The sequence below is a fragment of the Variovorax sp. TLI9-5A genome (assembly GCF_056867935.1).
On record NZ_CP200310.1, the window covers coordinates 2,276,605 to 2,303,604 of the forward strand.

Consider the following 27,000-nt stretch of genomic DNA (forward strand, 5'->3'; position numbering starts at 1 on the left):
CACGCTCGATTGCGTCGGCCCAGAATAGGACGCCATCAGGTGTTGGCCCAGAGCGCGGCGCGCAGGTTGTTCCTGCATGCGGCGCCTGCTTGAATCCGCGCGCCTGTGCTAGCGTCGGGCATGCAAGACGCCGATCTCAACCTGCTGACCGCGTTGAACGCACTGCTTTCCGAAGGCAACGTGGCGAAGGCCGCCGAGCGCATGGGGCTGAGCGAATCGGCCATGAGCCGCACGCTGGCGCGGCTGAGGGAGGCCACGGGCGACCAGCTCCTGGTGCGCGCCGGACGCGGCATGGTGCCCACGCCGCATGCGCTGGCGCTGCGCGAGCGCGTGAAGGACCTTGTGCAGGAGTCGCACGCGGTCCTGCAGCCTGCCGACGCGGCCATGGACCCGCACACGCTGCAGCGCCTCTTCACCATACGGGCCAACGACGGCTTCATCGAAGCCTTCGCGCATGTGCTGGTGGCTCGCGTCGCGAAGGAGGCTCCCTGCGTTCGCCTGCGCTTCGCGCCCAAGCCAGACAAGGACGTGCGCCCGCTGCGCGAAGGATTGATCGATCTCGATGTCGGCGTGCTGGGCGATTCGGCGGGGCCGGAGGTGCGCATCCAGGCGCTCTATCGGGACCGCTTCATCGCCGCGGTTCGCGAAGGCCATCCACTGCTGGCCGAGGCCGAGATCACGCCCGAGCGCTACGCCGCCTGCGACCACGTGGTCATGTCGCGCCACGGACGCAAGGAAGGACCGGCGGACGTGGCTCTGGCGGCGATGGGGCTGACGCGCAACGTCGCGGTCACCGTGCCCAGCTTCGGCTCCGCCCTGTCGATCGCCGCGGCGACCGATCTCGTGGCGCTGATACCGGCCTCGTACTTCGAACGCCTGAGGGCGCAGAGCACGTTGCGCTCGTTCCCGCTGCCGATGCACACGGAGCAGATCACCATCTCGCAGATGTGGCACCCGCGCATGGATCGCGACCCCGCGCACCGATGGCTGCGGGGCATGGTGCTGGAGCTGTGCCGGATGCTTGCCGGGGGCGAAGCTTAGTCGGCAGGCGACTCGCTCGTTGCTCCTGGCGCCGACTGCGCCAGATGCTGGCCCACTGTAGAAAGCAGCCCGCGCAGCCAGCGATGCGCACCCTGGTGCTGCGAGCGCTCGTGCCATAGCTGGTAGAAGCGCATGCGCGGAAATCCTTCGGGCGCGGGCAGGTTCACCACCGGCAGGCTGCGCGTGAACTGCTCGGCGAAGTGGCGCGCGGTGGTGAAGACGAGGTCGCTCTCGGCCACGAGGTAGGGCGCCATCGCGTAGTAGGGCACGAAGACGCGCGCGTCGCGGGTCTGCCTGAGCCCGGCCAGGTGACTGTCGACGACTGCGCGGTGCGACTTGGCGAAGGGCGTGGGCACGACGTGGGCAGCACTCAGGTAGCGCTGCAGCGTCATCGCGCCCGGCGCGGCCAGCGGATTGGTCGGACTCATCATGCAGACCAGATCGTCCTCGATCAGCAGCGACAGGTGCATGCGCTCGGGCGGCAGGGGCCAGTTGCCGATGACGATGTCCAGCTCGCCCTGCGCGAGCGCGCGTTCGTAGTCGTAGCCGGGCGTCAGCGGGTGGATCAGCAGGCGCGCCTGGGGCGCCTCGGCGCGAAAGCGCGCCACCACCTCGGCCATGAAGCTCGCGGCCAGGTAGTCCGGCGTGGCGATGGTGAAGGTCATGGTGCTGGAGCCGGGTTCGAAGCGCTCGGGGCCGGCCAGCATGCGGTCGATTTCGCCGAGCACCTCGCGCGCGCTGTCGCGCAGCTGCAGTGCACGCGCGGTGGGCACCATGCCTCCGCGCTCGCGCACCAGGATCGGGTCGCCGAATGCATCGCGCAGGCGCCGCAGGGCAGCGCTGATGGCCGGCTGCGTCTGGTTCATGCGGACCGCCGCGCGAGAAACGCTGCGCTCGGCCACCAGCACCGCCAGCACGCGCAGCAGATGGATGTCGACAAGGTCCTGGCTTCTCGTCATGTGTCTAGGGGTTCGACCGGATGGCGCGCCTTTGCGGGACGCGACCTATCGCTCTGGTTTATGCCGCACATTCCGCGCGCCGTGCGCGCGGCGGGACCATTGTGCCTACAGTGCCCCGGCAGGCGGCATTCCTCTTCGCCGACGGACCGGATCGCAGTGCCCCACACCAAGGACCAGGAGAAAAGCATGACATCAACCGCAGCGGCCGCGTCCGCCCGGCCTTCCGATACCCCGTCCGAGCTGGACGGGGTCTACCGCAAGATCATCTGGCGGATCATTCCCTTCCTGATGCTGCTGTGGGTGCTGGCCTGGATCGACCGGGTCAACATCGGCTTCATCAAGCTGACCATGCTCGACGAGCTCAAGTGGACCGAGGCGATGTACGGCCTGGGTGCGGGCATCTTCTTCCTGGGCTACTTCTTCTTCGAGGTGCCGAGCAACCTGCTGCTGCAGCGCATCGGGGCCAAGAAGACCATCATGCGCATCACCATCGGCTGGGGCCTGACCTCCATCGCGACGATGTTCGTGAAGACGCCGGAGATGTTCTACTTCCTGCGCTTCCTGCTGGGGGTGTTCGAGGCGGGTTTCTACCCCGGCATCATCCTGTACCTGACCTACTGGTTCCCCAACGACCGGCGCGCCAAGGCCTTCGGCATGTTCATGTCGGCCTCGGCCTTCGCGGGCGTGATCGGCGGGCCGCTGGCCGGCACCATCATGACCAGCATGCATGGGCTGAACGGCTGGTCGGGCTGGCAGTGGGTGCTGCTGCTCGAAGGCATTCCTTCGGTCATCGCCGGCTTCGTCACCTGGTTCTACCTGACCGACAGGCCCGAGCAGGCCAGCTGGCTCACCGCACGCGAGCGCCAGCTGGTGCACGAAGACCTGGAGCGCGACGGCCGCTCGCTGGGCCAGCGCGAGCACAGCATGCTGGCTTCGCTCAGGAGCGGGCGCATCTGGCTGCTGATCCTGATCTTCTTCTGCATCATCGCGGCCAATTCATCGCTGACCTTCTACGGCCCCACGCTGGTGAAGGAAGTGGGCTTCACCAGCCCGGTGACGGTGGGCTGGATCATGGCCGTGGCCTACCTGTGCGGCGCGGCCGGCATGATCTGGAACGGCTTCCACTCCGACAAGCAGCAGGAGTCGCGCTGGCACTGCGGCCTGGCCGCCGCGCTGGGAGCTGTGTCGCTGCTGGGCGTGGCGCTCTTCCTGGGGCACAGCGCGCTGGCGGTGCTGGTGGGGCTCACCTTGGCCATTGTCGGCACCATGAGCGCCATTCCGGTGTTCTGGCAGATGCCCAACCGCTTCCTGGCCGGCACCGCGGCCGCCGGCGGCGTGGCGCTGATCAACTCCATCGCCAACCTCGCCGGCTTCGGCGCGCCCTGGATGCTGGGGCTCATCAAGACCTCCACCGGCAGCCTCTCGTCCGGCCTGTACGTGGTGGCGGCGGTCGAAGTCTGCGCCACCCTGCTGATCCTGGCCTGCGTGCCTTCGCATCGCAAGCAGTCATGAAAGAGAACGACCGATGACCCTCACCGCCACCCGCCTGAACCTTGACGCGCTCAACGCCATGGACCGCGACGCCTTCGTCGCCGCCGTCGGGCCCACCTTCGAGAACTCCCCCTGGGTCGCCCAAGCCGCGTGGTCGCGCCGGCCCTTCGCGAACGTCGATGCGCTGCATGCCGCAATGCTCGACGTGGTTCGCGAGGCGCCTCGGGAGCGCCGCATCGCCTTCCTCTGCGGCCACCCCGAGCTGGCCGGCCGGGAAGCCCAGGCCGGCACGATGACCACCGAATCCGTCGGCGAGCAGCGCAGCGCCGGGCTCGACGCGCTCAGCCGCGAAGAGCTTGGAGAGATGCAGCGGCTGAACCGCGCGTACCGCGAGCGCCACGGCTTCCCCTTCATCATCGCGGTGCGCCGCAACACCAGGCAGCAGATCTTCGAGGCGATGCGTGCGCGCACCGAAGCGAGCACGGATACCGAGCACCGCGCCGCGCTCGACCAGATCGGGTTCATCACCCGCGGGCGCATCGATGCGCTGCTGGACGGCTGAAGACGTCTGCTTCCCGCTCTTTCCCGACGACACGTTCCCGTTCCCGCCGGCTCGTGCACCCCACGCACCGGCCAGGCCTTCCATCGCCCGAAAAAGGCGACAACGACAGGAGACAACAGCATGGCGAATCAAGTCGTATCCCAACCCGCGCGCAGGCAGTTCGCGCTCTCGGGGCTGGCCCTGGGCGCGGCGACGCTGACCGCGCGCGGAGCACTCGCGCAACAACAGCCGAACGCCGCGCCAGGCCGCCCGGCCCAGGCCAGCGGCCCCATCGTGCTGCACGGCGTGAGCCCGCGCCTGACGGTGCATGCGCTGGACACCTTCCACGGCGCGGCCGCAACCGGGCTGCGCATCGACTTCTCGAGGCTGGAGGGCGGCAGCTACAAGCCGCTGCGCAGCGTCGTCATGAACGGCAACGGCCGCTCCGACGATCCGCTGCTGGTCGGCGAGAGCTACCAGCCCGGCCACTTCGAGCTGCGCTTCCACGTCGGCGAGCACTTCAAGGCCTCCGACGGGCTCTCGGACGTGGTGCCCGTCCGCTTTTCCATCTTCGACGCCGCGCAGCACTACCACGTGCCGATGCTGTGCGCGCCCTGGTTCTTTTCAACATATCGCGGCAGCTGATTGCCGCAGGAGCTCCGACCGATGACCCAACTCCAATCCGGATCCGGCGCCGAGAAATACATGGTCGACGCCATCCGCCTGGCCATGCGCAACGTGCGCGAGCGCAAGACCTGGCCCTTCGGCGCCGTGCTGGTGCGCGACGGCAAGGTGCTGGCCCATGCCGTCAACGAGGTCGACGCCCTGTGCGACCCCACGGCCCATGCCGAGATGCAGGCCGTGCGCATCGCGGCCAAGGCGCAGGGCGGCACCGATTTGTCGGGCAGCGTGGTGTACGCCAGCGGCTATCCGTGCCCGATGTGCCTGACCGCCATGTACCTGGCTGGCGTGAAGGAGGTCTACTACGCCTACTCCAACGAGGACGGCGAGCCGCACGACCTGTCGGCCGAACGCGGCTACCTGGAGATCGCGCGGCCGATGGAGCAGCGCGAGATGCCCGTGCGCGCGCTGCCGGTGCGCGACGAGGGCGAGGACCTGTACGAGGCCTGGTCGCGCGCGACGCGCTGATCGACCTCCGGGGTCAGGCCACCGGCTCGCTGCAGACGCCTTCGACGTTGTGCCCGTCCGGGCCGATGACGAAGGCCGCGTAGTAGTTCGCGTACGCCGAATTTGACATGGTCAAACATGAGTTTCCCGATGTTTCATGATCTGTGGAGACCTGTGCTGCCCAGGGCCGGCGCAAGCATAAACCGGTGATCCGCGGGGCGAGCCGCAGGCCGAAAGCCTCCTGGCGACGGGGAAACCGCTGCCCGGGCCGCTTCGCCGTCAAAATGTCGGCCATGGAATCTCTGATCGAACAACTCTCCGACTCGGTGGCTTCGGCCAGGACGCTGGAAGACTTGACCCGACCGATGCTCGAGATGCTCGGTGCCGTGACCGGGCTGGAGTCGACCTACCTCACCACCATCGACCTCGACAAGGGGCAGCAGCACATCCTCTTCTCGCGCAACGTGCGTCAGCTGAGCATTCCCGAGGGGCTCACCGTGCCGTGGGCCGACACCCTGTGCAAGCGCGCCATGGAGGAGGGCCGCACCTACACCGGCGACGTCGCCAGCTGCTGGGGCGATTCCGACGCGGCCCGGCAGCTCGGCATCCAGACCTACGTGAGCACGCCGGTCAAGACCGAGGGCGGCGACCTGTTCGGCACCTTGTGCGCCGCGAGCGCGGCGCAGCAGCCCCTGCCGCCGCATGCCGAACCGGTGCTGCAGCTGTTCGCGCGGCTGATCGGCCAACAGGTCGAGCGCGAGCTGCTCTACAGGAAGCTCGAGAAGGCCCATGCCGAAGTCGTCACCCTGGCTTCCACCGATGCGCTCACCGGCCTGCCGAACCGCCGTACGCTCATCGACGGCCTGCGCCGGCTGATGGCCCAGGGCGAGCGCGATGGCACCAGCGTGCTGGTCGGCTTCATCGACATGGACGGCTTCAAGAAGATCAACGATACGCACGGCCACGACATCGGCGACGAGTTCCTGGTGGCCATGACCGCTCGCCTGTCGGCCTCGCTGCGCGCGGGCGACATGCTGGCGCGCAACGGCGGCGACGAGTTCGTGGTGATCGGCCCCGGCCCCACTTTCGGCGAATCGCCGAGCGCCGCGGCGCGATCGCTCGCCGAGCGGCTGAGCGAAAGCACCGTGGGCGAACTGCGGCTGCAGGGCACGGCGCTCGACTACCGCGGCGCGAGCGTCGGCGTGGTGGCCGTCGACCCGCGCGCCACCGATGCGGCAGAGGCATTGCGGCTGGCCGACGAGGCCATGTATGCCGTCAAGCGCGGGCGCCGCACCGTGGCGAATCACCGGGAAACGGCTTCGGCCTGAGTTACCGCGATCAGGTGCCGTCGCCGTCAGCTCCGGCGCGAGGCGGCGCGTAGCCCGCAGGAAAGGCGTCGTGCTGCGGCAGCGAATCGCAGATCTCGTACTACGGCGCCTTCGAGCCGACGAACACGTGGCATGTCGGGCGGTTGCCCGGATCGTCGTCGAGGATTCCGAGCGCAAGGCCCAGTTCCTGCGGCCGGGCATCGAACTTCGTGAAGATGTTGGAGCCGTAGGCCGAGCAGAAGCCCCGGTGCTCGCCCGGCGAGGACTCGTAGAAGCGCATCAGCTCCTCGCCGCGCACCCATCGCAGATCGCTCGTCCTCACGCACAGGCAATTGGCGCGGAGAGCCACGGTACCTCCTTTTGCGGCTGTAAATGAAAGCCGTGAAAGCGCGTCGGTGCGGTCAGGGTGGGTTCATAAACCCGTCCCAGTATTGAAATCCAAAGTATTACCTCGTCTCTTGGGCTGCGGCCTCGGCTTCGTTTCGGGGCCGGAGTCCGGAAAGCGATCCGGAGGTGCTGCCATGCGCTTGACCAGCATGAATTCTGTCGGGACTTCGGGAACGGCATATCGGGTCTGGACGGATGACCCCGCGGGTTTCTCTACCCAGAGGATCACGCCGATGCACCACAACTTCCACGAGCATCCGCTGTTCCAGGTGCCCGAGCTCGTGAAGCTCGGAATGGAGCTCTCGAAGGTGGACCAGTGCAGGTTCATGGACCCCAGGCGAACGATTTCATCCGCGCTTTCGCACGAGGGCCGGCCGCCCGGCGGGCGCAGCATCGAGGAGTTCTTCGAGCGCATGGAGGAGCCGGGCTCGTCTTGCGCCTTCTACAACATCGAAGTCGTTCCCCGCTACCAGGCCTTGCTGATGTCGGTGGTGAACTCCATGCGCTCGCTCGTGGAACGCGAGCAGCCGGACATCTTCAGGGTGAACGGCTTCGTTTTCTTCTCGGCGCCGCCTTCGGTGACGCCCTTTCACATCGACCGCGAGAACAACTTCTGGCTGCAGCTGCACGGCCACAAGATCCTCCATGTCTGGGACCATCGCGACCGCAGCATCGTGCCGGCTGATGCCGTGGAGGACTTCATCGTCACGCAGTCGCTCAAGAAGGTGCGCTTCAGCGAAGCCTTCCTGCCGCTGGGGCAGGAGTTCGATGCGCGGCCGGGCGATGCCATCTACTTCCCGAGCACCTCGCCCCACATGACCCGCTCCGAGGTCGGCGGGAACGCTCCCGGCGACCGCCTGTCGATCTCGATCGGGGTGACCTTCTATACAGCCACGACGCGCGAGGTGGCCCGCATCCATCAGGTGAACCGGGTGATGCGCAAGTGCGGGCTGTCGCCGTCGTACCCGAGGGAGTCGCCCACGGCGGACGCGGTCAAGTCGGCCATCGGCGGTTTCGTCGGCGCCGGCCGCGCCCGTCTCGGCGCCGCGCGTGCACGCTTCATCAGCATGACCACGTCGCGGCGCATGAGGCACACGCCGCCACCGGGTTCCTATTGAGCCAGTGTCGGTCGAAGCACCGTTTCTCCCGTGCGGGGATTCGTCAGCGTGACGTTCTCGAGCGCCTTGATCCGCCACTCGCCGGCCCGCCGCGTCAGCACGGCGAGGATCAGCGTATCGACGACGTGAGGCCCCGCCGGATGAGCCGCGCCAGCCGCGAGTCGGCTCCAGAAGTGGATGACCGCCGCGTCATTGCCGAGCGCGGCCACGTCGATCAGTTCGTTCTCCAGCGTGGAGTCGCTGTAGATGGTCGCGTGGATGGGGGCGTGCAGGGCGACGATCTCCTCCACGCCTCGCACGTAGTGGCCGAAGCGGTTCACGAAGGTGGCGTCTTCATGGAAGAGGGCGCCGAGGGACTGCATGTCGTGGTGGTTCCATGCGGTCTGGAACTCTCGCGGGGCGTCTTCTGGATTTCTCATCTGAGCCATGTGGTCTCCTCTCGTCTCTGAAGCCGACGTCCGTCAGCAGATGTGCGCAGATGGGGCTAATGCGAAGCAGCCAGAAATCTGCAGATCAATCCGACCGTAGCGCCGGTGCTCTCTTCGGCTAGACCCTGAACCAGATCCTGAGCGTCACATACAACGCATAGCCCAGGGCCAGCACCAGCCACACCATGAAGAGCACGTTGGCCCAGAATTCGCCGGGATTGGCCGCCAGGGTGTAGAGCTGTCCCGAACAGCCCTTGCCGACGCACGGCACCTCGCGCTGGACCAGCGCGCGCAGCACACGGAAGAAGAGGTAGCAGGCGATGGCGCCGGCCATCAGGAAGCCCACGGGCCCCACGATTCCCTTGGTCAGCTCGTCGTTCTCGTCGCGGGTGCCCTTGCGCAGCAGGTTCTGTCCGAACCTGTACCAGGCGAATCCCAGCAGGAGCATCAACGAGTAATAGAGAGCGTCACGCACGTCTTCGGGATGTGGGTAAGGTTGTGGCCGACTTTAGCCGAGGCTCATCCAAAACCCGATCCGCCACGTACACCTATCCATGGCACGCCTTCGCGCGCGTGCCCCCAAGAGGAAAGAACAGACGCATATGCCGCAGGGCATCGCATTCGCCATCTGCCGGGTCGGGAAGAGGCTGCTGCCGCTCTCCTGCTTCGACCACCGGAAGCGCTGCCGGGTGGGCCACCATCTCTTCGAGCGCCGCGCATGAGCGGTGGAATGACGGCGATCGCGCTGGCGGGCCTTGCGTGGACCGCATCGCTGGCGCTGCTGACCTGGGCGGCGAGCCTCGCGCGGCACGACGCGAGCCTTGTCGACCGCATGTGGTCGGTCTTCATCGCGGGTGCCGGCCTCGTCTACTTCTCGCTGCTGCCTGCGCAGACCGCGCGCGGGCTGTGCATGGCGGTGCTCGGCACCGTGTGGGCGCTGCGGCTGTGCATCTACGTCACCTGGCGCAACTGGGGGCATGGCGAAGACCGGCGCTACCAGGCGATACGCGCTCGCAACCAGCCGAATTTCGGCTTCAGGAGCTTGTACCTCGTGTTCGCGCTGCAGGCGGTGCTGGCGTGGATCGTGTCGGCGCCTTTCCTGCCGGGCATGTCGGCCGCGCGGCCGTTCGGCCTGCTCGATGCGATCGGAGCCGCGCTGGCGCTCTTCGGCATCCTCTTCGAAGCCATTGGCGACGCGCAGATGGCGAGCTTCAAGGCCGACCCCGCGAACCAAGGTGAGGTGATGGACAGAGGCCTGTGGCGCTACACGCGGCATCCCAACTACTTCGGCGAGGCCTGCACGTGGTGGGGCATCTGGCTCATGGCCATCGGTGGCGCGGGATGGGGTGGCGCGTGGAGCATCGTGTCGCCGCTGCTCATGACCTGGCTGCTGCTGAAGGTTTCGGGCGTGCGCATGCTCGAAAGCGACATCGGCGAGCGCCGGCCGGCCTATCGCGACTACATGGCGCGCACCAACGCCTTCGTGCCGGGGCCGGTGCGCGGCGATCGCTCGAGGCATTAGCCGGTGGCCTTGGCTGCCTGGCGGTGGCACCATCGCCGCAGTGAAGCCTTCGTCGAACAAATCTTCCGTGGTGGTGATGCGCATCGTCTTCTGGAGCTCGGCACTTCTCGCGCTGCTCATCCTCGCGGGCGTGGTGTACGAGCAGGTCGGCCGCTATCGTGCTCAGCATGACTTTCCGGCGCCGGGAAAGATGATCGACATCGGCGGTGGGCGAAAGATCCAGCTCGATTGCCGTGGTTCCGGCTCGCCTACCGTCGTGTTCGAGGCGGGCTTGAGCGTCGATGGCTCGCTGAGCTGGTCGGCGGTGCAGCCGGCCATCGCGGCGCGCACGCGGGCGTGCGCCTACAGCCGTGCGGGGCTGATGTGGAGCGACCCGTCGGGCGCACCGATCAGCGCGAAGCAGGTGGTGAGCGATCTCCACGAGGCCCTGGCGCGCGCGGGCGAGCGCGGGCCCTTCGTGCTGGTCGGGCAGTCCCTGGGCGGCCTTTTCGCCACGACCTTCACGCGGTACTTCGGCGACGAGGTGGCAGGGCTGGTTCTGGTGGACCCGTCGCATCCCGACCAGGTGGCGCGCGTCGCGGCCTACATGACGGAAACCCGCTCGCTGCGTTCGCGCATCGCGGTGTCGCTGGCCTGGTCCGGTCTGCTGCGGGCGGCTGCACCGAAGCTGCTGCCCCGGGCGCCGAACCAGAGCGAGCGCGATGCGCAGGCGGTCTGGGCTTACGCGCCCAGGTCCATGGTCACGCAGATGGCGGAGAGCGACGCGACCGACGCCGTGCTCGCCGAAGCCGGAGCCTTCCGCGACCTGGGCAAGCGCCCGTTGGTCGTTCTCACCGCGATGGCGCCGTACACCGAGAGCGAGCTTCGCGGAATGAAGATCACGCCCGCGCAGGGCCGCGAGGTGTTGGCCATCTGGCAGCAGCTTCATGTGGAAGAGACGACGTGGTCTTCGCGCGGCAGGCACCTGCCGCTGCCGAAGTCCAGCCACGACATCCAGTTCGACGATCCGGCGGCGGTGATCGATGCCGTGCTGTCGGTCGTCGAAACGGTTCGCGCGGACGGCGGCGGGCAGCCGTAAGGTAAGTGGCCGCCACCGTGTCCGTGTCTTACCAGCGGAACTTCACGCCCACGCTGCCCTCGATGCCGCTGCTCTTCGTGCGCACCGCGCCGCCCGAGGCCCAGAGCTTGCCCAGCTCCGCATACAGGCTCGCGTTCGGCGAGAGCTGCAGCGTGGCGCCCGCCGCCAGTTCGGTGCTGGTGCCGCCGGTGCGGGTGGCGATGTCGGTGTAGGCGGCAGGGCCGATGAAGCGGGTTGTATCGGTGCCGCTGCCGTTGCGGTAGACGTTGAAGCGCACGTACGGTTGCAGCAGGCCGGCGGAGGTGGCGATCTCGCCCTTCACCCGCACGCCGGCGCGCGCCATCCAGCCGCTGTGGCTGTGCTGCTGCACCAGCGCGGCGGCGATGCCGCCGTCGTCCAGGCTGATGCGCTGGTGCACCAGCTGCAGCTGCGGCTCGATGCTCCAGCCCGGTGCGATGGCGAAGGACTGGCCCACCTCGATGGAGGCCAGCAGGCTGCTGCCTTTGCCGGAGCTGGAGTAGCTCAGCGCGGGCGACGCCGTGTAGTGGTGGCGCCCGGCCTGCAGCACGCCGTCGACGTACAGGCCGCTGTCGTTCTTCCAGGTGGCGTAGGCCCCAAGGTACTGGCTGCGCAGGTCGTTGGAGCCGGCCGCGTAGTTGACGATGCCGCGCGCGAAGCCGTTCACGCGCATGTCGCCGTTGAGTTCGCCGAGGTAGACGCCGGCGCGCCAGTGGGCGTCCGCCCAGAGGTCGGTGCCGGCCTGGAAGCCGGTGAGGCGCCCCTTGCTGGTGGGGCTCACGGTGCCGCCCTGGCTGATGGTGCGGTCGGTGCTGACGATGCGGGCCCAGACCTGGCGGTAGCCCCGGTCGGGCATGGCGGGACCTGCATCGTTGCTGCCGGGAGGGCCGTCGTCGCCCAACCGCTGGCGCATGCTGCCGAGCATCGACAGGTTGGCCTGGCGGAACTGCTCGGGCAGCGCTGCGTACAGCGGCACTTCGGTGCGGTAGGTGGGGACGGTCACGCCGCCACCGCCGCTGCTGCTGCCTCCGGTGCTGCCAGTGCTTCCGCCTCCGCTGGCCGGCGGCGTGACGACGGCGCTGGAGCGCAGATACCAGTTCTCGCCCGCGCCGCTCGCGTCGGCGGCGTACAGGCGGTATTCGTAGGCGCCTGCGTCGACGTGGCCGCCAGCCAGCGCGAAGGCGTTCTTCGTGGTCTGCGCGGTGGTGGTGGCGCCGTTGATTGCGCTGATGACCTCGATGCCGCTGCCGCTGGTCAGCGCGCCCAGGCCGCCGAGGTTGGTGACCTGCACGTTGGTCGTGCCGCTGGCGATGGCGGTGCTGCCGCTGAGGATCAGCCGGTCGCTCGCGCTGCTGCTGTTGCCCAGCGCGGTGCCCAGTCGCAGCGTGCCGCCGTTGCCCACCCACGGGCCGGTGACTGTCAGTGTCGTGCCGGGCACGGTGCCCACCAGCGAGACGGTGCCGCCGTTGGCCATCGACGCGATGGTCTGGCTCTGACCGGCAAGGTCCAGCGTGGCGCCCGATGCGACCGTGAAGGCGCTGGCGCTGCTGAGCGCGCCGGCCGCTCCGGCGCGCAGGGTGCCGGCGTTGACGCTGGTGGCGCCGGTGTAGACGTTGGCGCCGGACAACGTCAGCGTGCCCGCGCCGCTCTTCACCAGCGAGCCCACTCCGGAGACGGGGCCCGACCAGCCCATGTCGTGCCCGTTGGTGTCGATGGTGCCGTTGCCGCCCAGCAGCAGCGGGCTGCTCAGGCTCAGGCCGTTGGCGCCCGCGATGATGCTGGCGGTGGCGCCGCTGTCGATGGCGACGGCGCCCGTCAGCGCGGCGCCGGCATTCAGCGTCAGGCTGTTGCTGCCGCCGGTGAACTCCACCGCCGCCGCGCGGGTGACGCCGTCGCCGCCCATGCCGCCCGTGATGCTGCCGCTGTGGACGATGCCGAGGTTGGCGCCCGCCACACCGACACCGCCCACGCCGTTGGCGCCGCCCGCGCCCCCGTTGCTGTTGGCGCCACCGACGCCGCCGTTGCCGCCGGCGATGGTGCCGGTGTTGGTGATCGCCGTGCTGGTGCCCGTTGCCTGCAGGCCGATGCCGCCATCGCCGCCGGCGCCCGGCGCACCGGTGCCGCCAGCACCGCCGCCGCCGGCGCCGCCCGCGCCACCGGCGCCAGCCGCAACCGCGCCGGAATTGTTCACCGACACCGCGCTGCCCGTCAGCGTGATGCCGTTGCCGCCGGCTCCGCCGCCGCCGCCCGACGCATTGCTGCGCGCCGGCAGCAGTTCTGAGCCGCCCGCGCCGCCGGCACCGCCGGTGACGGTGCCGCTGTTGGCGTAGGTGATCCCGGCGGTCGTCGCGTTCAGGAAGAACCCGACGCCGCCGCTGCCGCCGCCACCGCCTTGCGAGAAGGCATCGCCGCCCTTGCCGCCGGCGCCGCCCGTCGAACTGCCGGAGGCGGTGTAGTTGCCGGTCGGCCCGATGAGGATGGAGCCGTAGCCGCCCGCGCCGCCGCCGCCGGCCGCCCAGAAGCCGTTGCCGCCCGCCCCACCAGCGCCGCCCGTGTAGCTGTTGGAAGAGGAGGTGACGCCGCTGCCGATGGACGCGCCCTGGAAGCCGCCGCCGCCGCCGCCGCCGTAGCCGTTTCCGTTGCTGAAGTCGCCGGTCTGCGACTGGCCTGCGGCGCCGTTGTCGCCCTGCAGCACGCCGGGGCTGACGACGTTGCTGCCGGCTCCCGCCGCGCCGCCCGTGCCGGCGGTGGCGCCGGCGAAGGAGCCGATGTTGGCGTTGGAGCCGGCCGTCGGGCCCGCGTCGGTCGACGATCCGCCGGCGCCTCCGTTCGCGTTCACCGTGGTGTCGTTGAGGCCGCCGCTGCCGCCGCTGCCGTTGGCGCCGCCCGAGCCGGCATGCAGCGAGGTGTCGTTGAGGGGCTGGCCGCCGGCGCCGCCTGCCGCCATTGCCGGGCCGGTGCCCAGCAGCAGCGCGGCGACGGCGATGCCCGCCAGCTCGCACGACCTCGTCGAGCGCGCGTGGCCCCGCGAAGTCTCGGGTGCGGCGACCCACGTGCCGCTTGCTGGATTCCAGAGGGTCCGAAAAATCTTGTTCATGGCTTCAAGTTGTTCGTTCGTTGCCTGAACGGGCAGGCTCCCGCATGCAGGCGCGCGCTTTTCCACGCCCGCACATCCCGTCGTTTCCAGAATTCAAGTCAAAAATGTAAGTACGCGTTGCGGCCGGCGATATGCCCGGAAGCGGGTACCCAGGCGAGGCCTGACGGGTGGCGAGACTGATGCAGGCGGTGCGTGCAGGTACCGCCGGTTGAGGCCCCAGGCGCTACGGTGCGATGACGCCCGGCTCGGGGCATCCCCTGAACTGCATCAAGAGGTAAGCAGTGTTTCGCGCGAAATACAAAGGCTAACGCCGCGCTGGGCGGCGAGGGCGCTTCTCTCGCCCGCGCTCCTGCGCGTGCCCGAGGCTCTGGAGGTAGGCGCAGAACATGTCGGCCATCGCGTCCGAGTAGGCCTCGATTTCCGCGTCGGTCCGCGGGCTCTCCGAGAACTGCTTGCCCACCGAGCTGAAGGTGGTCGTGATCAGGTCGGCCGCCAGCGCGCGCGTGGCGTCGCTGGCATCGGGCAGGGCCTCGCGCATGAAGGCCTGCATGATGCGGTCGCCTGCGGCGCGTGCCTCGTGCGCCTCGGGCGCGTCGCGGTAGAGCGGGGCGGCGTCGTTGAGCGCCACGCGCATTCCGGCTTCCTCGCACTCCGAGCGCACGAAGGCATGCACCAGCATGCGCAGCCGCTCCAGCGGCGGACGCTGCGCGTCTTCGAGGATGCCGCAGAGCATGTCGCTCGTCTGCTTCCATTCGTCGCTCTGCAGCCGGAAGAGGATCGACGCCTTGTTCGGGAAGTACTGGTACACCGACCCGACGCTGACGCCGGCCCTCTCGGCCACCCGCGTGGTGGTGAAGCGCTGCGCGCCTTCCTTCTCCAGAACCTGAAGGGCTGCCTCGAGGATGGCCGCGACGAGGTCGTTGGAGCGGGCCTGCTTGGGCTTTCTTCTAGAGGAGATCGGTGCGCTTCGTGGGTCGGCCATGGGCGGGGTTCGCAACGCGAATAGGAAATGTGAATGTTCCTTCATATTATTCGCCAACCTTCACTCCAACACGAAGAACTCCTGTGACAACCCTCACCAACAAACCGCTGGCGCCCCTGCTGGAGCGCCTGTTCGCCGAGGCCGCCGAGGCATCGCCCGCGATGAGCGCGGCGGTCGCCGGCCTGTCCGACGAAGAGCGTTCGAAGCTGATGCGCAGCAAGACCGGCTACCTCGATCTCTACGCGCGGCTCAAGGACATTGCGCTGCCCGTCTCGCGCGAGACCGGCCTGCTGCTCTACATGCTGGCGCGCAGCGCAGGCGCGCGGAACATCGTCGAGTTCGGCACTTCCTTCGGCATCTCGACGCTGCACCTCGCCGCCGCCCTGCGCGACAACGGCGGCGGCCGCGTCGTCACTACCGAGTTCGAGCCCTCCAAGGTGGCGCGCGCCCGCCGCAACCTCGAGGCTGGCGGCCTTGCCGAGCTGGTCGAGATCCGCGAGGGCGATGCGCTGCAGACGCTCGCCGCCGATCTGCCCGAGTCGATCGACCTGCTGCTGCTCGACGGCGCCAAGGCGCTCTACCCGGAGATCCTCGCGCTGGTCGAAAGCCGCCTGAAGCCCGGTGCATTCGTCGTCGCCGACAACGCCGACTACTGCCCCGAATACCTCGCGCGTGTGCGCTCGCCCGCTTCGGGCTACATGTCCACGCCGTTCGGCGAGGACGTCGAACTGTCGATGCGACTCGGATAAGCCGGGCGGCCGCATCGGCCATTCCAACGCGGACACGCAGCCGGTGTCCGCAGTGCCAGTCGCACTGGCCGTAAGCGTCTGACGTCAACCAACGCACTCCACGACCCTTGCCGGTCGGGGTGCGTTCGCCTGCGCGCTCCGGTCGGCCGGGAGAACACCACGAACCTGGACGACACACCATGACCACTCCATCGACACGGGCCACGACTTCATCGTCGTCGCCACCATCATCGACGCGCGACCCCGCGCAGGGCCGCCTGCTGCTGCTGACGGCCATCCTCTTCATTTCCTATCTCTGCGTCGGCATGTCCCTGCCCGTCGTTCCGATCTTCGTGACGGGGCAGCTCGGGCTGGGTAACGTGTGGGCCGGGCTCGGCGTCGGCATCGCCTTTCTCGCCACCGTGCTGAGCCGGGCGTACGCCGGCACGCAGTCGGACCGCGCCGGGGCCAAGTCCGCGGTGACGCGCGGGCTGGTCTTCTACGTGAGCGGCGCGCTGGTCTCGCTGGTCGCGGGCCTGCTGGCGCAGTCGCCGTGGACGGCCTACCTCGTCCTGCTCGCGGGCCGGCTGCTGGTCGGCCTCGGCGAAAGCCTGGTCGGCGTCGGCATCATCGGCTGGGGCATCGGGCTCGTCGGCCCGGTGCGCTCGGGCAAGGTGCTGGCGCTGGTCGGCGCCGCGATCTACGGCGCGCTGGCGGTTGGCGGGCCGATCGGCCTCGTGCTGCAGCAGCGCTTCGGATATGCCGGCGTGATGAGCGTCGGCGTGATCCTGCCGTGCCTCGGCATGCTGGCGATCTGGCGCATGGCCGGCGTGCCCGCGCATCCCGGCGCCGAGCGTCCGCCGTTCTGGCGCGTGATCGGCCAGGTCTGGCCGCACGGCACCATCGTGTGCCTGCAGGGCATCGGCTTCGCGGCGATCGGTGCGTTCTTCACGCTGCATTTCCTCGACCAGCACTGGCGCTACGCCGGGCTGGGCCTGACGGCCTTCGGCGGCGGCTTCGTGCTCGTGCGCGTGCTCTTCGGCCATCTGCCGGACCGCATGGGCGGCCTGCCCGTGGCCATCGGCTCGCTCGCTGTCGAGACCGTGGGGCAGGCGCTGATCTGGAGCGCTTCCGATCCGGTGGTCGCCCTTGTGGGCGCGTTCCTTACGGGGTTGGGCTGCTCGATGATCTTTCCGTCCATGGGGCGCGAGGTCGTGCACCTTGTGCAGCCGCATCTGCGCGGCACGGCTTTGGGCGGCTTCTCCGCTTTCCAGGATGTCGCCTATGGGCTGACGGGCCCGCTCGCCGGGCTGCTGGCCGACAGGGCCGGCTACGGCGGTGTGTTCCTGGCCGGTGCCGGCGCGGCGGCGGTGGGGCTGGTGATCGCGATCAGCCTTCGCCGGGCTCAGACAAGGTCTCGGCCCTGAACTCGAAGACGGCCTTCGCCTTCAGCTCGGCTTCGAGCCCGGCCTTCAGTTCGACGGCGACTCTCTCGGGCTCGCGGCGCAGCTCCACGATGTCACGCTCGCCCACGCAGAGACCGTCGAGCCGCACGTAGATGCGCGAGAAGTCGCCGCCCAGCGCGCGCGCAACGTCGCCGAGGCAATCGGCCAGCGTGGCGAAGCCGCCGTTGCGGTACGAGCTGGGAGGTATCACGCCCCTTGAGCGGGGCGCGCGAACGGAGTAGGCGTAGGACGAAACTTCCTTCCGCAGCTCCACCACGGGCTGCAGGCAGCGCTGTGCTTCCCCTGTTCTCTTCATGGCCGCAGTGTAGATGCGGCCAAACCCCGTGACCAGCCGGTCATGGGGCACCCGCGGGTCAGCCGCCGGTCAGGGATTGGGCCCTTGCGCTCGCTGCTTCGCGACGAACTCCGGCGTTACCGCCGCCTGCTTGTTGCCGAACTGCGCGATGACGTAGTTGGCCAGCGCCGCGACCTCGGCATCCGTGTAGGCCTTGCCGAAGGCGGGCATGTAGATCTCCCTGTCGTGCACGTGCATGCGCACGCCCTGCAGGATCATCTGCGTCACGTTGGAGCCCTCCGGGTCGTTCACGCCGCGCGTGCCCAGCAGCGATGCGTTGGCGGTCTGCTGGCCCTTGCCGTTCCACTGGTGGCAGCTCGCGCAGGCGGAAGCGAAGAGCCGCAGCCCCAGCTCGTGGCCCTCGGCCGTGTTGGCGGCCGGCGCGGCGGCGCTCGCCGCGAGCGCCCACGGCGCCTTCGCATCGACCTCGATAGGGTTCTTTCCTGCCTTTGCGGGCACCGTGCGCAGGTAGCTCACGAGCGCGGAGGCGTCTTCGGGCTTCAGGTATTGCAGGCTGTGCTCCACCGCCTCGCCCATCGGGCCCGATGCGGAACCGCGACCCTCGGCATGGCCGGTCGTGAGGTAGGCGCCGATCTCGGCGTCGCTCCAGGCGCCGATGCCGTTCTTCGCGTCGGAAGTGATGTTGTAGGCCCGCCAGCCCTGGATGGATTCGCCCGCGAGCTCGCTGCCCTTTTCCATCGCGAAGGCGAAGTTGCGCGGCGTGTGGCATTCGGCGCAGTGGCCCAGCGCGGTGGCGAGGTACTTGCCCTGGTTCCACGCGAGCGGCTTCGATGCGTCGGCCTCGAAGCGTTCGCTCTTGAAGAAGGCCGCGTTCCAGAAGCCCATGGCCCACCGTTGGTTGAACGGGAAGCCGAGGTCGGCCTCGCGGTTCGGCTGGCTGACCTTGGGCAGGCTGAACAGGTAGGCCTTGATCGCGAGCACGTCGTTGCGGCTCAGCGCCGTGTACGAGGTGTACGGGAAGGCCGGGTACAGGCGCTTGCCGTCGGCGCGCACGCCGTCGTGCAGCGCGCGCACGAACTGCTCGTCGGTCCATTTGCCGATGCCGGTCTCGGGGTCGGCCGTGATGTTCGACGAATAGATCGTGCCGAAGGGCAGAACGAAAGGCAGCCCGCCCGCGAAGGGCTGGCCCTTGCCTCCGGGCACCGTGTGGCACGCGATGCAGTCGGCGGCCTTGGTGAGATATTCGCCGCGCACCAGCAGCGCCGCATCGACCGGCGCGCCGGCCAGCGCCGGAGCCTGGCCTTCGGACCCGTCGGTGCGGTTCAGGAAGAAGTAGAGCCCGGCGCCGATGACCACCAGCACCGCCAGTGCCTTGAAGAACCGTTTCATGCCGTCCTCCCTTCGTCGCCGAGCGCCGCGTCGGCGACCTTCTTCTTCAGCGCCTCCTTGTCCTGCGCCAGCAGCGCACGGTTCACAGGCAGCGCGCGCAGGCGCACGCCGGTCGCCGCGAAGATCGCGTTGGCCAGCGCCGGTGCCGCGATGGCGGTGCCGACTTCGCCGAGCCCGCCGGGAGCCTCGGCGCTCTTCACCGCATGCACTTCGATCGTTGGCGATTCGTTGATGCGCAGCGTGCGGTAGTCGTGGAAGTTGCTCTGCTCGATGGCGCCTTCGCGCAGCGTGATCTCGTTGAACAACGCCGCGCTCAGCCCGAACACCAGACCGCCCTGGACCTGCGCCTCTATGGAGCTTGCGTTCACCGCGACGCCGCAATCCACCGCGACCACCGCGCGTCGCATGCGCACCTCGCCCTGCGGCGAAACCTCGGCCTCGACGATGGCGCACACGCGGCTGCCGAAGGCATCGCCCACGGCCACGCCGCGCCCCACGCGCGCGGGCAGCGAGCCCTGGCCCCAGCCGATCTTGCTGGCCGCGAGGTCGAGCACCGCGAGCGTGCGCGGGTTCTTCTGCAGCATCGCGCGGCGGTAGGCGACAGGGTCCTTCTTCGCGCGGTGCGCGAGCTCGTCGATGAAGCTCTCCATCACGAAGAGGTTGTGGGTGGGGCCCACGCCGCGCCACCAGCCAACGTTCAGGCCCGCCGGCATGTCGTGCCGCACCCATTCGACCTTGAGGTTCGGCAGGTCGTAGCAGGGCTCGGCCACGCATTCGATGAGGTCGCCGTCCATGCCGTCCTTGCCCATGAAGGCAGGGGCCCAGCGGCCCAGCACCGTGCCGCCCGCGATGCGGTCGCCGAACCAGAGGATCCGGCCCTCGCCATCGACCACGGCCGAGATGTCGTCGTGGTACATGGGGCGCACGATGTCGTGGCGGATGTCCTCCTCGCGCGTCCACACCACCTTGAGCGGGTAGGGCACCTGCTTGGCGAAGGCCACGGCCTGCTCCACGGAGTCGGTTTCCAGCCGCCGGCCGAAGCCGCCGCCCAGGTACTGGTTGTGCACCACCACCTTGTCTTCCGCCAGGCCGGTGATCTTCGCGGCCACGCTCGCGCAGCGCGCCGGCACCTGCGTGCCCACCCAGATGTCGCAGCCGTCGGGCCGCACATGCACCGTGGTGTTCAGCGGCTCCATGGTCGCGTGCGCGAGCATCGGCAGGTCGTAGGTGGCCTGCACCAGCGTGCCCTCGGGCCGCTTGCCGGTTTCCTTGCCGACGATGGCCTTGTCTTTCGCAAGCGCATCGGCCAGCGCCGTGCGCAGCTGCTGCGTGGTGAGCGTGGCGTTGCGCCCCGGCGTCCACTGCAGCTTCAGCGCCTCGAGGCCGCGCTTCGCGGCCCAGAAATGCTCGCCCACCACGGCCACCGCGTCATTGATCCGCAGCACCGCGATCACGCCGGGAATCGCGCGCGCGGCCTTGTCGTCCACCGATGCCAGCACGCCGCCCAGCGTGGGGCTCGCCTTGACGGTCGCCACCTTCATGCCGGGCACGCGCACGTCGATGCCGAACTGCGCTGTGCCGTCGACCTTGCCCGCCGAGTCGACGCGCCGCAGCGGCTGGCCGATCAGCCTGAAATCCTTGGGCTCCTTCAGCGTCACCTTGCCCGGCATCGGCAGCCTGGCCGCAGCTCCCGCGAGGGCGCCGAAGCCGAGCTGCCGGCCCGAGGCCGCATGGCTCACCACGCCGCGCGCCACCGTGCAGCTCGCGGGGTCGACTTTCCACTGCGCCGCTGCCGCGCTCACCAGCAGCGTGCGCGCCACGGCGCCGGCCTCGCGCAGCACGCCGAAGGTGCCGCGCGTGCTGGTCGAGCCGCCGGTGATCTGGCCGCCGAGCAGCGGCATGCCGTACAGCGCCTCGTTGGCCGGCGAGTGCTCGACGCGCACCTGGTCGAGCTCCACGCCAAGCTCTTCGGCCAGCAGCATCGCCGAGCCGGTGTAGATCGCCTGGCCCATCTCGGCCATCGGCATCACGAGGCGCACGCCGCCGTCGGCGTCGATGCGAATGAAGGCGTTCGGCGCGAAGGCCGGATTGCCGTCGGCGAGCGCGGCGGCCGCGTCGCCCGGCTGCTGCCTCGGGTTGATCGCGGCGAAGGCCTTGCCCGTGCCCAGCCATGTGAAGGCCAGCGCGAGGCCGCCGGCCTGCATGGCCGCGCGGCGGCTGATGCCGCCGATGCCGTTGCCGGTGCCGCTGCCGGTGCGGTCCAGCGACTTCACGATGCGCTCCCCGCAGGCAGCACGGCCACCGACTGCATCACCTCGGCCTTGCCGGTGGCCGCCTGCTTGATGGCAGCCCGGATGCGCGAGTAGGTGCCGCACCTGCAGACATTGCCCGACATGGCCAGGTCGATGTCGGCATCGCTGGGGTTGGGCGTGCGCTGTATCAGCGCGGTGGCCGACATGATCTGGCCCGACTGGCAGTAGCCGCACTGCACCACGTCGACATCGAGCCATGCCTTCTGGATGCTCTTGCCCGCGGGCGTCTGCGCGATGGCTTCGATGGTGGTGACGGCCTTCTTGCCGATGGCGCCGACCGGCAGCACGCACGATCGCACGGGCTGGCCGTCGAGGTGCACGGTGCAGGCGCCGCACTGGGCGATGCCGCAGCCGAACTTGGTGCCGGTGAGTCCGACGATGTCGCGCAATGCCCAGAGCAGGGGCATGTCGTCGGGCGCGTCGATGGCAACGGACTGGCCGTTGATGTTGATGTCGATCATGGGCCTTGCCTTTTTTTATGGTTCGCCGTGGGTGGCAGCGAACCATAGCGCGACTTCGCAAAACGCGCTTGGCGGGCAAGGGGCATTCAGCCGGCGCGCGAGCCTTTTGCTGCAAGGCGCCGGCTGGCATTCATCCGAAGGTATTCATCGCCGCGCCTTGTTCGTCGTGCGGCGGCGATCGGTGCGGGACCGTCAGGCAGGCGCCTTCTGCGCGGTGGGTGCCTGAAGCGGCGGCGTTCCCATCTTGAACAGGCCCGCGAGCTGCTTGCGCAGCTCCGGCGTGTCGGTGTGACCGTGAACGGTCACGGCATGCTGCACGGCGGCATCGAGCAGTTCGCTCTCGGTGTCGGCGCTGAGCGCGACGCTGCAGTTCGTCGTGCTCGGGTACTCGCGGCAATCGATGTATTGGCGTGACATGGCGGCGCCTCCTGGAATGTCCTTACGGACGTGCTTCGAAAATCAGGTTGAAGGGAGTCTCGCTGGCGCGGCGGAAATGCGCGAAGCCGCCCTTGGCGGCCACGTCGCGAAGCCGCGCCTCGCCGGCCTGCGCACCCAGGCACAGGCCCACTTCCTGCGAGCGCGAGGCCGGCGTGCAGATGAAGTTCGACGCCGAATAGAACACGCGCCCCACGGGGTTCATGTTGTCCTCCAGCCGGTCGTTGGCAAAGGGCTCCACCAGCATCCATGTGCCCTGCGGCTTGAGGCTGCCGCGCACATGCGCCGCCGCGCCGACGGGGTCGCCCATGTCGTGCAGGCAGTCGAAGAATGCGACCAGGTCGTAGTCCTTGCCCGGAAAGTCCTTCGCGCTCGCGACTTCGAAGCTCAGGCGCTTCGGATCGTCGATGCCGGCCTTGCGCGCCGTTTCGCGCGCGCGCTCGATGGAGGGTGCGTGATAGTCGAAGCCGATGAAGCTCGACTCGGGGTAGGCCTGCGCCATCAATAGCGTCGACGCGCCATGCCCGCAGCCCACGTCGGCCACGCGCGCGCCGCGTTCGAGCGCGGCCGAGACGCCTTCGAGCGCCGGTATCCACTGGCTCACGAGGTTGGCCGCATAGCCGGGCCTGAAGAAGCGCTCGGTGCCGTGGAAGAGGGCGGGGTCGTGCTCGTGCCAGCCGATGCCCAGGCCGGTGCGCATGGCCTGGACCATCTTGGGCACGGCCTTGAACTGCGCCACGGCGATCTGGAATGCGCCTGGCACGAAGGCCGGGCTGCCTTCCTCGGCAAGCGCGAAGGCCTGCTCTTCGGTGAGAGAGAAGCGCTCGCTCTTCGGGTCGTACTCCACATAGCCGCTGGCGGCCTGGGCCGAGAGCCATTCGCGCAGGTAGCGCGGATCGGTCTCGGTGCGTTTGGCCAGTTCTTCCGCCGTGCCGGGGCCCTTGGCCATTTCCTTGTACAGGCCGAGCTGGTCGCCCACGACGATGGTTGCCGCATGCATCACGGCCCCGATGTCATGGACGAAGTTACCCATGAACGCGTTAAGCCTTGTTTCGTCGATAGCCATGTGTATCCCCTTCGCCGGCGGACGGCTCGCGCGCCCCTCGCCTGCCTATACTGGTTCGCGGCAGAGGGACAGCGGACCATCCTGCGTCCCGACTGATACAGGCGCCATACGCAGCAATGCGTATGCAGGATGAAAGGGGCATGCCATGACGCATCTCACGCGCAACGGTTGCGCGAGCGCACTTCGCCTGCTGGATCAGCTGGAGTCCGGGCAATCGCCCGTGCGGCATCACGGCGTGCATGCAATCCGGCGCATCGCGACGAAGGCGCCGGGCCGGCGCGAGTTCCGCCGGGCCTCGCTGCAGGCCGACCGCTACCGCCGCGTGGGGCTGGAGCATGCGGTGGCGGTGGCCCTGCTGTACCGGCTGACCTGCCGGGCGGAAGCGCCGATGCCCGCCGCCGCTCTTCCACCCGTCATCGCGCCCGTCATCGCGCCCACCCTCACGCCCCGCGAAGGCGACGTCATGCACTGGCTCTCGCGCGGCAAGACCGACGCAGAGATCGCCGCCTTGCTCCAGATCAGCCCGCGCACCGTGCACAAGCACCTGGAGCACGTGTACGTGAAGCTGGGCGTGGAGACGCGCACGGCCGCCGTGATGCGCGCGCTCGGCATGGGCGGCGCGCTCTGAGAAGGACGCCGGAAGAAACCTTCAGCGCGAGGGCACCGCCACCGGCGCATCGGCGGGCGACGCGCTGCGCCCGATCATCCACGCGCACACCGCCGACACCACGCCCGCGAACAGCACGTACAGGCAGATCTGCCACGGCTCGCCGCCGCCCGATTTCAGCAGCGCGGTCGCGATGATCGGCGTGATGCCCGAGGCGAAGATGCCCGAGAACTGGTAGACGAAGCTGATGCCCGTGTAGCGCACCTTGGCGTCGAACAGGTCGCAGAAGAGGGCGGCCTCGGGCCCGTACACCGAGGCGTACAGGATGCCGAAGGGAATGATGATCGACAGCCAGATGAGCAGCACGTTGCCGCCGCTGTGCGTCATGAGCCAGAAGCCCGGAAAGGCCGACACGGCGGTGATGAGCGAGCCCCACATGTACACGCGCGGCCGCCCCAGCCGGTCCGACATGCGGCCGAAGAATGGAATGGCGAAGCACATCACCACCGCCGCCGCCATCACGCCCAGCAGCGCCTCGGTGCGGTTGATCTTGATGGTGCTCGTGAGGTAGTTGATGGAGAACACGCCGAAGATGTTGAAGAAAACCCCGTCGATGTAGCGCGCGCCCATGCCCTTGAGCACGTTGCCCGGGTAGCGCCGGATCATGTCCATGAACGGGATGCGCAGCTCCGCGTTGCGCGCCTTCACGGCCGCGAACTCCGGCGTTTCCTTCACGTGCAGGCGGATGTACATGCCCACCATCACCATCGCGCCCGAGATCAGGAAGGCGATGCGCCAGCCCCACGAGAGGAACTGCTCGTCGGTGAGCAGCCACGACAGCAGCGCCACCACGCCCGAGGCCAGGCACAGGCCGATGGCCAGCCCGATCTGCGGCAGCGAGGCATAGAAGCCGCGCTTCTCCTTCGGCGCGTATTCGTAGGCCATGAGCACCGCGCCGCCCCATTCGCCGCCCAGCCCGATGCCCTGCGCCACGCGCAGCACCAGGAGCAGCAGAGGCGCCGCGATGCCGATCTGCGCGTAGGTGGGCACCAGCCCGATGAGGAAGGTGGCCACGCCCATGATCATCAGCGTGATGATGAGCATGCTCTTGCGGCCGATCTTGTCGCCGAAGTGGCCGAATATCACGCCGCCCAGCGGCCGCGTGACGAAGCCCACCGCGAAGGTGGTGTAGGCCAGCAAGGTCGACACCACCGGGTCGCTGCCCGGGAAGTAGAGCTTGTTGAACACGATGCCGGCCACCACGCCGTACAGGAAGAAGTCGTACCACTCGATGGTGGCGCCCACCAGGGCCGAAACCACCACCCTGCGAATCGCTTTCTCGTCGCTTGCGCTCATGTCGTTGTCTCCGATGAGGTTGTCGTGGCGGCCTCTGCGGGCCTTGGCTTGCAAAAACTCAGTGCGCGGCGGCGGCCGCTCTCATGTCCTCTCTGATCAGGTCGACGGCCTTCTCGGCCATCATCACGGCGGGTGCATTGGTATTGCCCGACACCAGCGTCGGCATCGCCGAGCAGTCGATCACGCGCAGCCCCGCCACGCCGTGCACGCGCAGGCGCGCGTCGACCACCGCGAGCGAGTCGGCGCCCATGCGGCAGGTGCCGGTGGGGTGGAAGATGGTGGCGCCGTTGTTGCGGCAGAACTCCAGCAGGTCTGCATCGCTTGCCGCGCCGGGGCCGGGCTTCACCTCGCGCTTCACGTAGGGGCGCATCGCAGGCGAATCGGCAATGGCGCGCGCGGCCTTCACGCCGGCCACGGTGGTCGCGCGGTCGAGTTCGGTGGACAGGTAGTTGGGCTGCATTTCTGGCGGCTCGGCCGCGTCGAGCGAGCGGATGCGCACGTGCCCGCGCGACTCGGGCCGCAACTGGCACACCGACATCGTGAAGCCCGAGTACGGATGCACCTTGCCGCCCGCCATGTCGGCCGAGAGCGTGGCCACGTGGAACTGGATGTCGGGCGTGGCCGCCACCGGCCGGCCGTCCGCATCTTTCAGCGCGCGCATGAAGCAGCCGCCCTGGTTGATGCCCACCGCCAGCGGACCGGTGCGGTGCAGCAGCCATTCGAGGCCCATGCCCATCTGTCCGAACCAGGAGTTGAGCTGGTCGTTGGTGGTGATGGGCTTGGTGCACTCGTAGCCCAGGCGGATCTGCAGATGGTCCTGCAGGTTCTCGCCGACACCGGGCAGCTCGTGCACCACCGGAATGCCGAAGCGATCGAGCAGCGCGCGCGGCCCGATGCCCGAGAGCTGCAGCAGCTGCGGCGACTGCAGCGAGCCGGCCGACAGCAGCACCTCGCCGCGGCAGCGCGCCGTCTTCAATTCGCCGCCCTGGCGGTAGCGGATACCGGCGGCGCGCCTGCCGTCGAACAGCAGCCGCCCGGCCATCGCCTCGGTCTCGATGCGCAGGTTGGGCCGCCGCTTCACCGCCGGCGTCAGGTAGGCCTTGGCCGTGCTGCAGCGCCAGCCCTTGTGCGTGGTGAGCTGGTAGTAGCCGGCGCCTTCCTGCGCAGCACCGTTGAAGTCGTTCGTGCGCGGCACGCCGGTCTGCGCCGCGCCGTCGATGAAGGCTTCGATCAGCTCGTGCTTCGCCGCGATGTCCGAAACCCTTAATGGCCCTTCGCCGCCGTGGAAGGCGTCGCCGCCGCGCTGGTTGCCTTCGGAGCGGATGAAGTAGGGCAGCACGTCGTCGTAGCTCCAGCCTGCATTGCCCAGTGCGGCCCAGTGGTCGTAGTCCTCGCGCTGGCCGCGGATGTAGATCAGGCCGTTGATCGAACTCGAGCCGCCCAGCGTCTTGCCACGCGGCCAGTAGATGCGCCGGCCGTTCATGTTCGGGTCGGGGTCGGTCTCGAAGCGCCAGTTGTAGGTGGGGCTCCACATCGTCTTGCCGTAGCCGATGGGCAGGTGGATCCACAGTGACCGGTCCGCCGGCCCCGCCTCCAGCAGCAGCACGCGCGTGGCGGGGTCTTCGCTGAGCCGGCCGGCCAGCACGCAGCCGGCGGAGCCTGCACCGACGACGATGTAGTCGAACTCTTCTTCAGGCATGCAATGGGTCCCGGGAGGTTCTGGGCGGGCGAGCGCCTCGTTCGAACGAATCCTAGGTCATTGATTTT

General features: G+C 68.8%; 27 protein-coding genes and 1 pseudogene. 13 read left to right on the forward strand and 15 right to left on the reverse strand.

Annotation, left to right across the window (positions count from 1 at the left end):
* Positions 1-120: 120 nt before the first annotated feature.
* Positions 121-1,041, forward strand: coding sequence for a LysR family transcriptional regulator (locus AC1VNX_RS10945; RefSeq protein WP_483156722.1), 921 nt, complete (start codon positions 121-123; stop codon positions 1,039-1,041).
* On the opposite strand, the gene AC1VNX_RS10950 is transcribed toward AC1VNX_RS10945, so the two are convergent.
* Positions 1,038-2,000, reverse strand: a complete 963-nt coding sequence (locus tag AC1VNX_RS10950; protein WP_483156723.1) for a LysR substrate-binding domain-containing protein — start codon at positions 1,998-2,000, stop codon at positions 1,038-1,040. The genes AC1VNX_RS10945 and AC1VNX_RS10950 overlap by 4 nt on opposite strands.
* A gap of 186 nt (positions 2,001-2,186) precedes the next feature.
* On the opposite strand from AC1VNX_RS10950, the gene AC1VNX_RS10955 reads away from it, so the two are divergent.
* The 4 genes from AC1VNX_RS10955 to AC1VNX_RS10970 all read left to right on the forward strand — a co-directional run bounded on the left by AC1VNX_RS10955 (position 2,187) and on the right by AC1VNX_RS10970 (position 5,181).
* Positions 2,187-3,512, forward strand: coding sequence for an MFS transporter (locus AC1VNX_RS10955; RefSeq protein WP_483156724.1), 1,326 nt, complete (start codon positions 2,187-2,189; stop codon positions 3,510-3,512).
* 13 nt (positions 3,513-3,525) lie between these two features.
* Positions 3,526-4,053, forward strand: coding sequence for a 2-oxo-4-hydroxy-4-carboxy-5-ureidoimidazoline decarboxylase (gene uraD, locus AC1VNX_RS10960; RefSeq protein WP_483156725.1), 528 nt, complete (start codon positions 3,526-3,528; stop codon positions 4,051-4,053).
* A gap of 120 nt (positions 4,054-4,173) precedes the next feature.
* Positions 4,174-4,677, forward strand: a complete 504-nt coding sequence (uraH, locus tag AC1VNX_RS10965; protein WP_483156726.1) for a hydroxyisourate hydrolase — start codon at positions 4,174-4,176, stop codon at positions 4,675-4,677.
* Positions 4,678-4,698: 21 nt separating this feature from the next.
* Entirely contained in the window at positions 4,699-5,181 is a 483-nt protein-coding gene (locus tag AC1VNX_RS10970) for a nucleoside deaminase (protein WP_483156727.1), read from the forward strand.
* A gap of 13 nt (positions 5,182-5,194) precedes the next feature.
* Here the strand turns inward: AC1VNX_RS10970 and AC1VNX_RS10975 are convergent.
* Positions 5,195-5,275: pseudogene (locus AC1VNX_RS10975) on the reverse strand (VOC family protein); the annotation flags it as partial.
* 178 nt (positions 5,276-5,453) lie between these two features.
* Here AC1VNX_RS10975 and AC1VNX_RS10980 point away from each other — a divergent pair.
* A complete protein-coding gene (locus AC1VNX_RS10980) occupies positions 5,454-6,488 on the forward strand; it encodes a sensor domain-containing diguanylate cyclase (protein ID WP_483156728.1) in 1,035 nt (344 codons plus the stop codon).
* Between the two features lie 100 nt (positions 6,489-6,588).
* Here the strand turns inward: AC1VNX_RS10980 and AC1VNX_RS10985 are convergent, their stop codons facing one another.
* Positions 6,589-6,810, reverse strand: a complete 222-nt coding sequence (locus AC1VNX_RS10985; RefSeq protein ID WP_483156729.1) for a GFA family protein — start codon at positions 6,808-6,810, stop codon at positions 6,589-6,591.
* 298 nt (positions 6,811-7,108) lie between these two features.
* Here AC1VNX_RS10985 and AC1VNX_RS10990 point away from each other — a divergent pair, with 298 nt between their 5' ends.
* Positions 7,109-7,993 (forward strand): JmjC domain-containing protein, encoded by an 885-nt coding sequence (locus AC1VNX_RS10990; RefSeq protein ID WP_483156730.1) that lies wholly within the window; start codon positions 7,109-7,111, stop codon positions 7,991-7,993.
* On the opposite strand, the gene AC1VNX_RS10995 is transcribed toward AC1VNX_RS10990, so the two are convergent.
* Together AC1VNX_RS10995 and AC1VNX_RS11000 are read right to left on the reverse strand one after the other, a co-directional pair.
* Positions 7,987-8,412, reverse strand: coding sequence for an SgcJ/EcaC family oxidoreductase (locus AC1VNX_RS10995; RefSeq protein WP_483156731.1), 426 nt, complete (start codon positions 8,410-8,412; stop codon positions 7,987-7,989). The genes AC1VNX_RS10990 and AC1VNX_RS10995 overlap by 7 nt on opposite strands.
* 127 nt (positions 8,413-8,539) lie before the next feature.
* Positions 8,540-8,896, reverse strand: coding sequence for a hypothetical protein (locus tag AC1VNX_RS11000; protein WP_483156732.1), 357 nt, complete (start codon positions 8,894-8,896; stop codon positions 8,540-8,542).
* Positions 8,897-9,151: 255 nt separating this feature from the next.
* Between AC1VNX_RS11000 and AC1VNX_RS11005 the strand changes: the two genes are divergently transcribed.
* Complete coding sequence (locus tag AC1VNX_RS11005; protein ID WP_483156733.1) at positions 9,152-9,943, forward strand: DUF1295 domain-containing protein; 792 nt, start codon at positions 9,152-9,154, stop codon at positions 9,941-9,943.
* A gap of 40 nt (positions 9,944-9,983) precedes the next feature.
* Complete coding sequence (locus AC1VNX_RS11010; RefSeq protein WP_483156734.1) at positions 9,984-11,021, forward strand: alpha/beta fold hydrolase; 1,038 nt, start codon at positions 9,984-9,986, stop codon at positions 11,019-11,021.
* A gap of 28 nt (positions 11,022-11,049) precedes the next feature.
* Here AC1VNX_RS11010 and AC1VNX_RS11015 read toward each other — a convergent pair whose 3' ends face one another.
* Positions 11,050-14,136 carry an autotransporter outer membrane beta-barrel domain-containing protein gene (locus tag AC1VNX_RS11015; protein ID WP_483156735.1) on the reverse strand — a complete coding sequence of 1,029 codons (3,087 nt, stop codon included), beginning with the start codon at positions 14,134-14,136 and terminating at the stop codon, positions 11,050-11,052.
* 304 nt (positions 14,137-14,440) lie between these two features.
* Positions 14,441-15,163 (reverse strand): TetR/AcrR family transcriptional regulator, encoded by a 723-nt coding sequence (locus AC1VNX_RS11020; protein ID WP_483156736.1) that lies wholly within the window; start codon positions 15,161-15,163, stop codon positions 14,441-14,443.
* A 38-nt stretch (positions 15,164-15,201) separates the two neighbouring features.
* On the opposite strand from AC1VNX_RS11020, the gene AC1VNX_RS11025 reads away from it, so the two are divergent.
* Complete coding sequence (locus tag AC1VNX_RS11025; protein ID WP_483156737.1) at positions 15,202-15,867, forward strand: O-methyltransferase; 666 nt, start codon at positions 15,202-15,204, stop codon at positions 15,865-15,867.
* Between the two features lie 179 nt (positions 15,868-16,046).
* Positions 16,047-17,273 carry an arabinose transporter gene (locus tag AC1VNX_RS11030; protein WP_483156738.1) on the forward strand — a complete coding sequence of 409 codons (1,227 nt, stop codon included), beginning with the start codon at positions 16,047-16,049 and terminating at the stop codon, positions 17,271-17,273.
* On the opposite strand, the gene AC1VNX_RS11035 is transcribed toward AC1VNX_RS11030, so the two are convergent.
* The 4 genes from AC1VNX_RS11035 to AC1VNX_RS11050 all read right to left on the reverse strand — a co-directional run bounded on the left by AC1VNX_RS11035 (position 17,236) and on the right by AC1VNX_RS11050 (position 21,769).
* Positions 17,236-17,607, reverse strand: a complete 372-nt coding sequence (locus AC1VNX_RS11035; RefSeq protein WP_483156739.1) for a hypothetical protein — start codon at positions 17,605-17,607, stop codon at positions 17,236-17,238. The two genes, AC1VNX_RS11030 and AC1VNX_RS11035, sit on opposite strands and share 38 nt — an antisense overlap.
* A 69-nt stretch (positions 17,608-17,676) precedes the next feature.
* Positions 17,677-18,996, reverse strand: coding sequence for a c-type cytochrome (locus AC1VNX_RS11040; RefSeq protein WP_483156740.1), 1,320 nt, complete (start codon positions 18,994-18,996; stop codon positions 17,677-17,679).
* Positions 18,993-21,200 (reverse strand): xanthine dehydrogenase family protein molybdopterin-binding subunit, encoded by a 2,208-nt coding sequence (locus AC1VNX_RS11045; RefSeq protein WP_483161932.1) that lies wholly within the window; start codon positions 21,198-21,200, stop codon positions 18,993-18,995. The genes AC1VNX_RS11040 and AC1VNX_RS11045 overlap by 4 nt, the downstream gene beginning before the upstream one ends.
* 65 nt (positions 21,201-21,265) lie before the next feature.
* Complete coding sequence (locus AC1VNX_RS11050; RefSeq protein WP_301510570.1) at positions 21,266-21,769, reverse strand: (2Fe-2S)-binding protein; 504 nt, start codon at positions 21,767-21,769, stop codon at positions 21,266-21,268.
* On the opposite strand from AC1VNX_RS11050, the gene AC1VNX_RS11055 reads away from it, so the two are divergent.
* A complete protein-coding gene (locus AC1VNX_RS11055; protein ID WP_483156741.1) occupies positions 21,753-21,995 on the forward strand; it encodes a hypothetical protein in 243 nt (80 codons plus the stop codon). The genes AC1VNX_RS11050 and AC1VNX_RS11055 overlap by 17 nt on opposite strands.
* On the opposite strand, the gene AC1VNX_RS11060 is transcribed toward AC1VNX_RS11055, so the two are convergent.
* Positions 21,962-22,186, reverse strand: a complete 225-nt coding sequence (locus tag AC1VNX_RS11060) for a DUF1059 domain-containing protein (protein WP_483156742.1) — start codon at positions 22,184-22,186, stop codon at positions 21,962-21,964. The two genes, AC1VNX_RS11055 and AC1VNX_RS11060, sit on opposite strands and share 34 nt — an antisense overlap.
* Positions 22,187-22,208: 22 nt before the next feature.
* On the reverse strand, positions 22,209-23,270 hold the full coding sequence (locus AC1VNX_RS11065) for a class I SAM-dependent methyltransferase (RefSeq protein WP_483156743.1): 1,062 nt from the start codon (positions 23,268-23,270) through the stop codon (positions 22,209-22,211).
* Positions 23,271-23,415: 145 nt separating this feature from the next.
* On the opposite strand from AC1VNX_RS11065, the gene AC1VNX_RS11070 reads away from it, so the two are divergent.
* On the forward strand, positions 23,416-23,898 hold the full coding sequence (locus tag AC1VNX_RS11070; RefSeq protein ID WP_483156744.1) for a helix-turn-helix transcriptional regulator: 483 nt from the start codon (positions 23,416-23,418) through the stop codon (positions 23,896-23,898).
* 21 nt (positions 23,899-23,919) lie between these two features.
* On the opposite strand, the gene AC1VNX_RS11075 is transcribed toward AC1VNX_RS11070, so the two are convergent.
* Positions 23,920-25,233, reverse strand: coding sequence for an MFS transporter (locus tag AC1VNX_RS11075; RefSeq protein WP_483156745.1), 1,314 nt, complete (start codon positions 25,231-25,233; stop codon positions 23,920-23,922).
* A 58-nt stretch (positions 25,234-25,291) separates the two neighbouring features.
* A complete protein-coding gene (locus AC1VNX_RS11080) occupies positions 25,292-26,932 on the reverse strand; it encodes a GMC family oxidoreductase (protein WP_483156746.1) in 1,641 nt (546 codons plus the stop codon).
* Positions 26,933-27,000 lie beyond the last annotated feature (68 nt).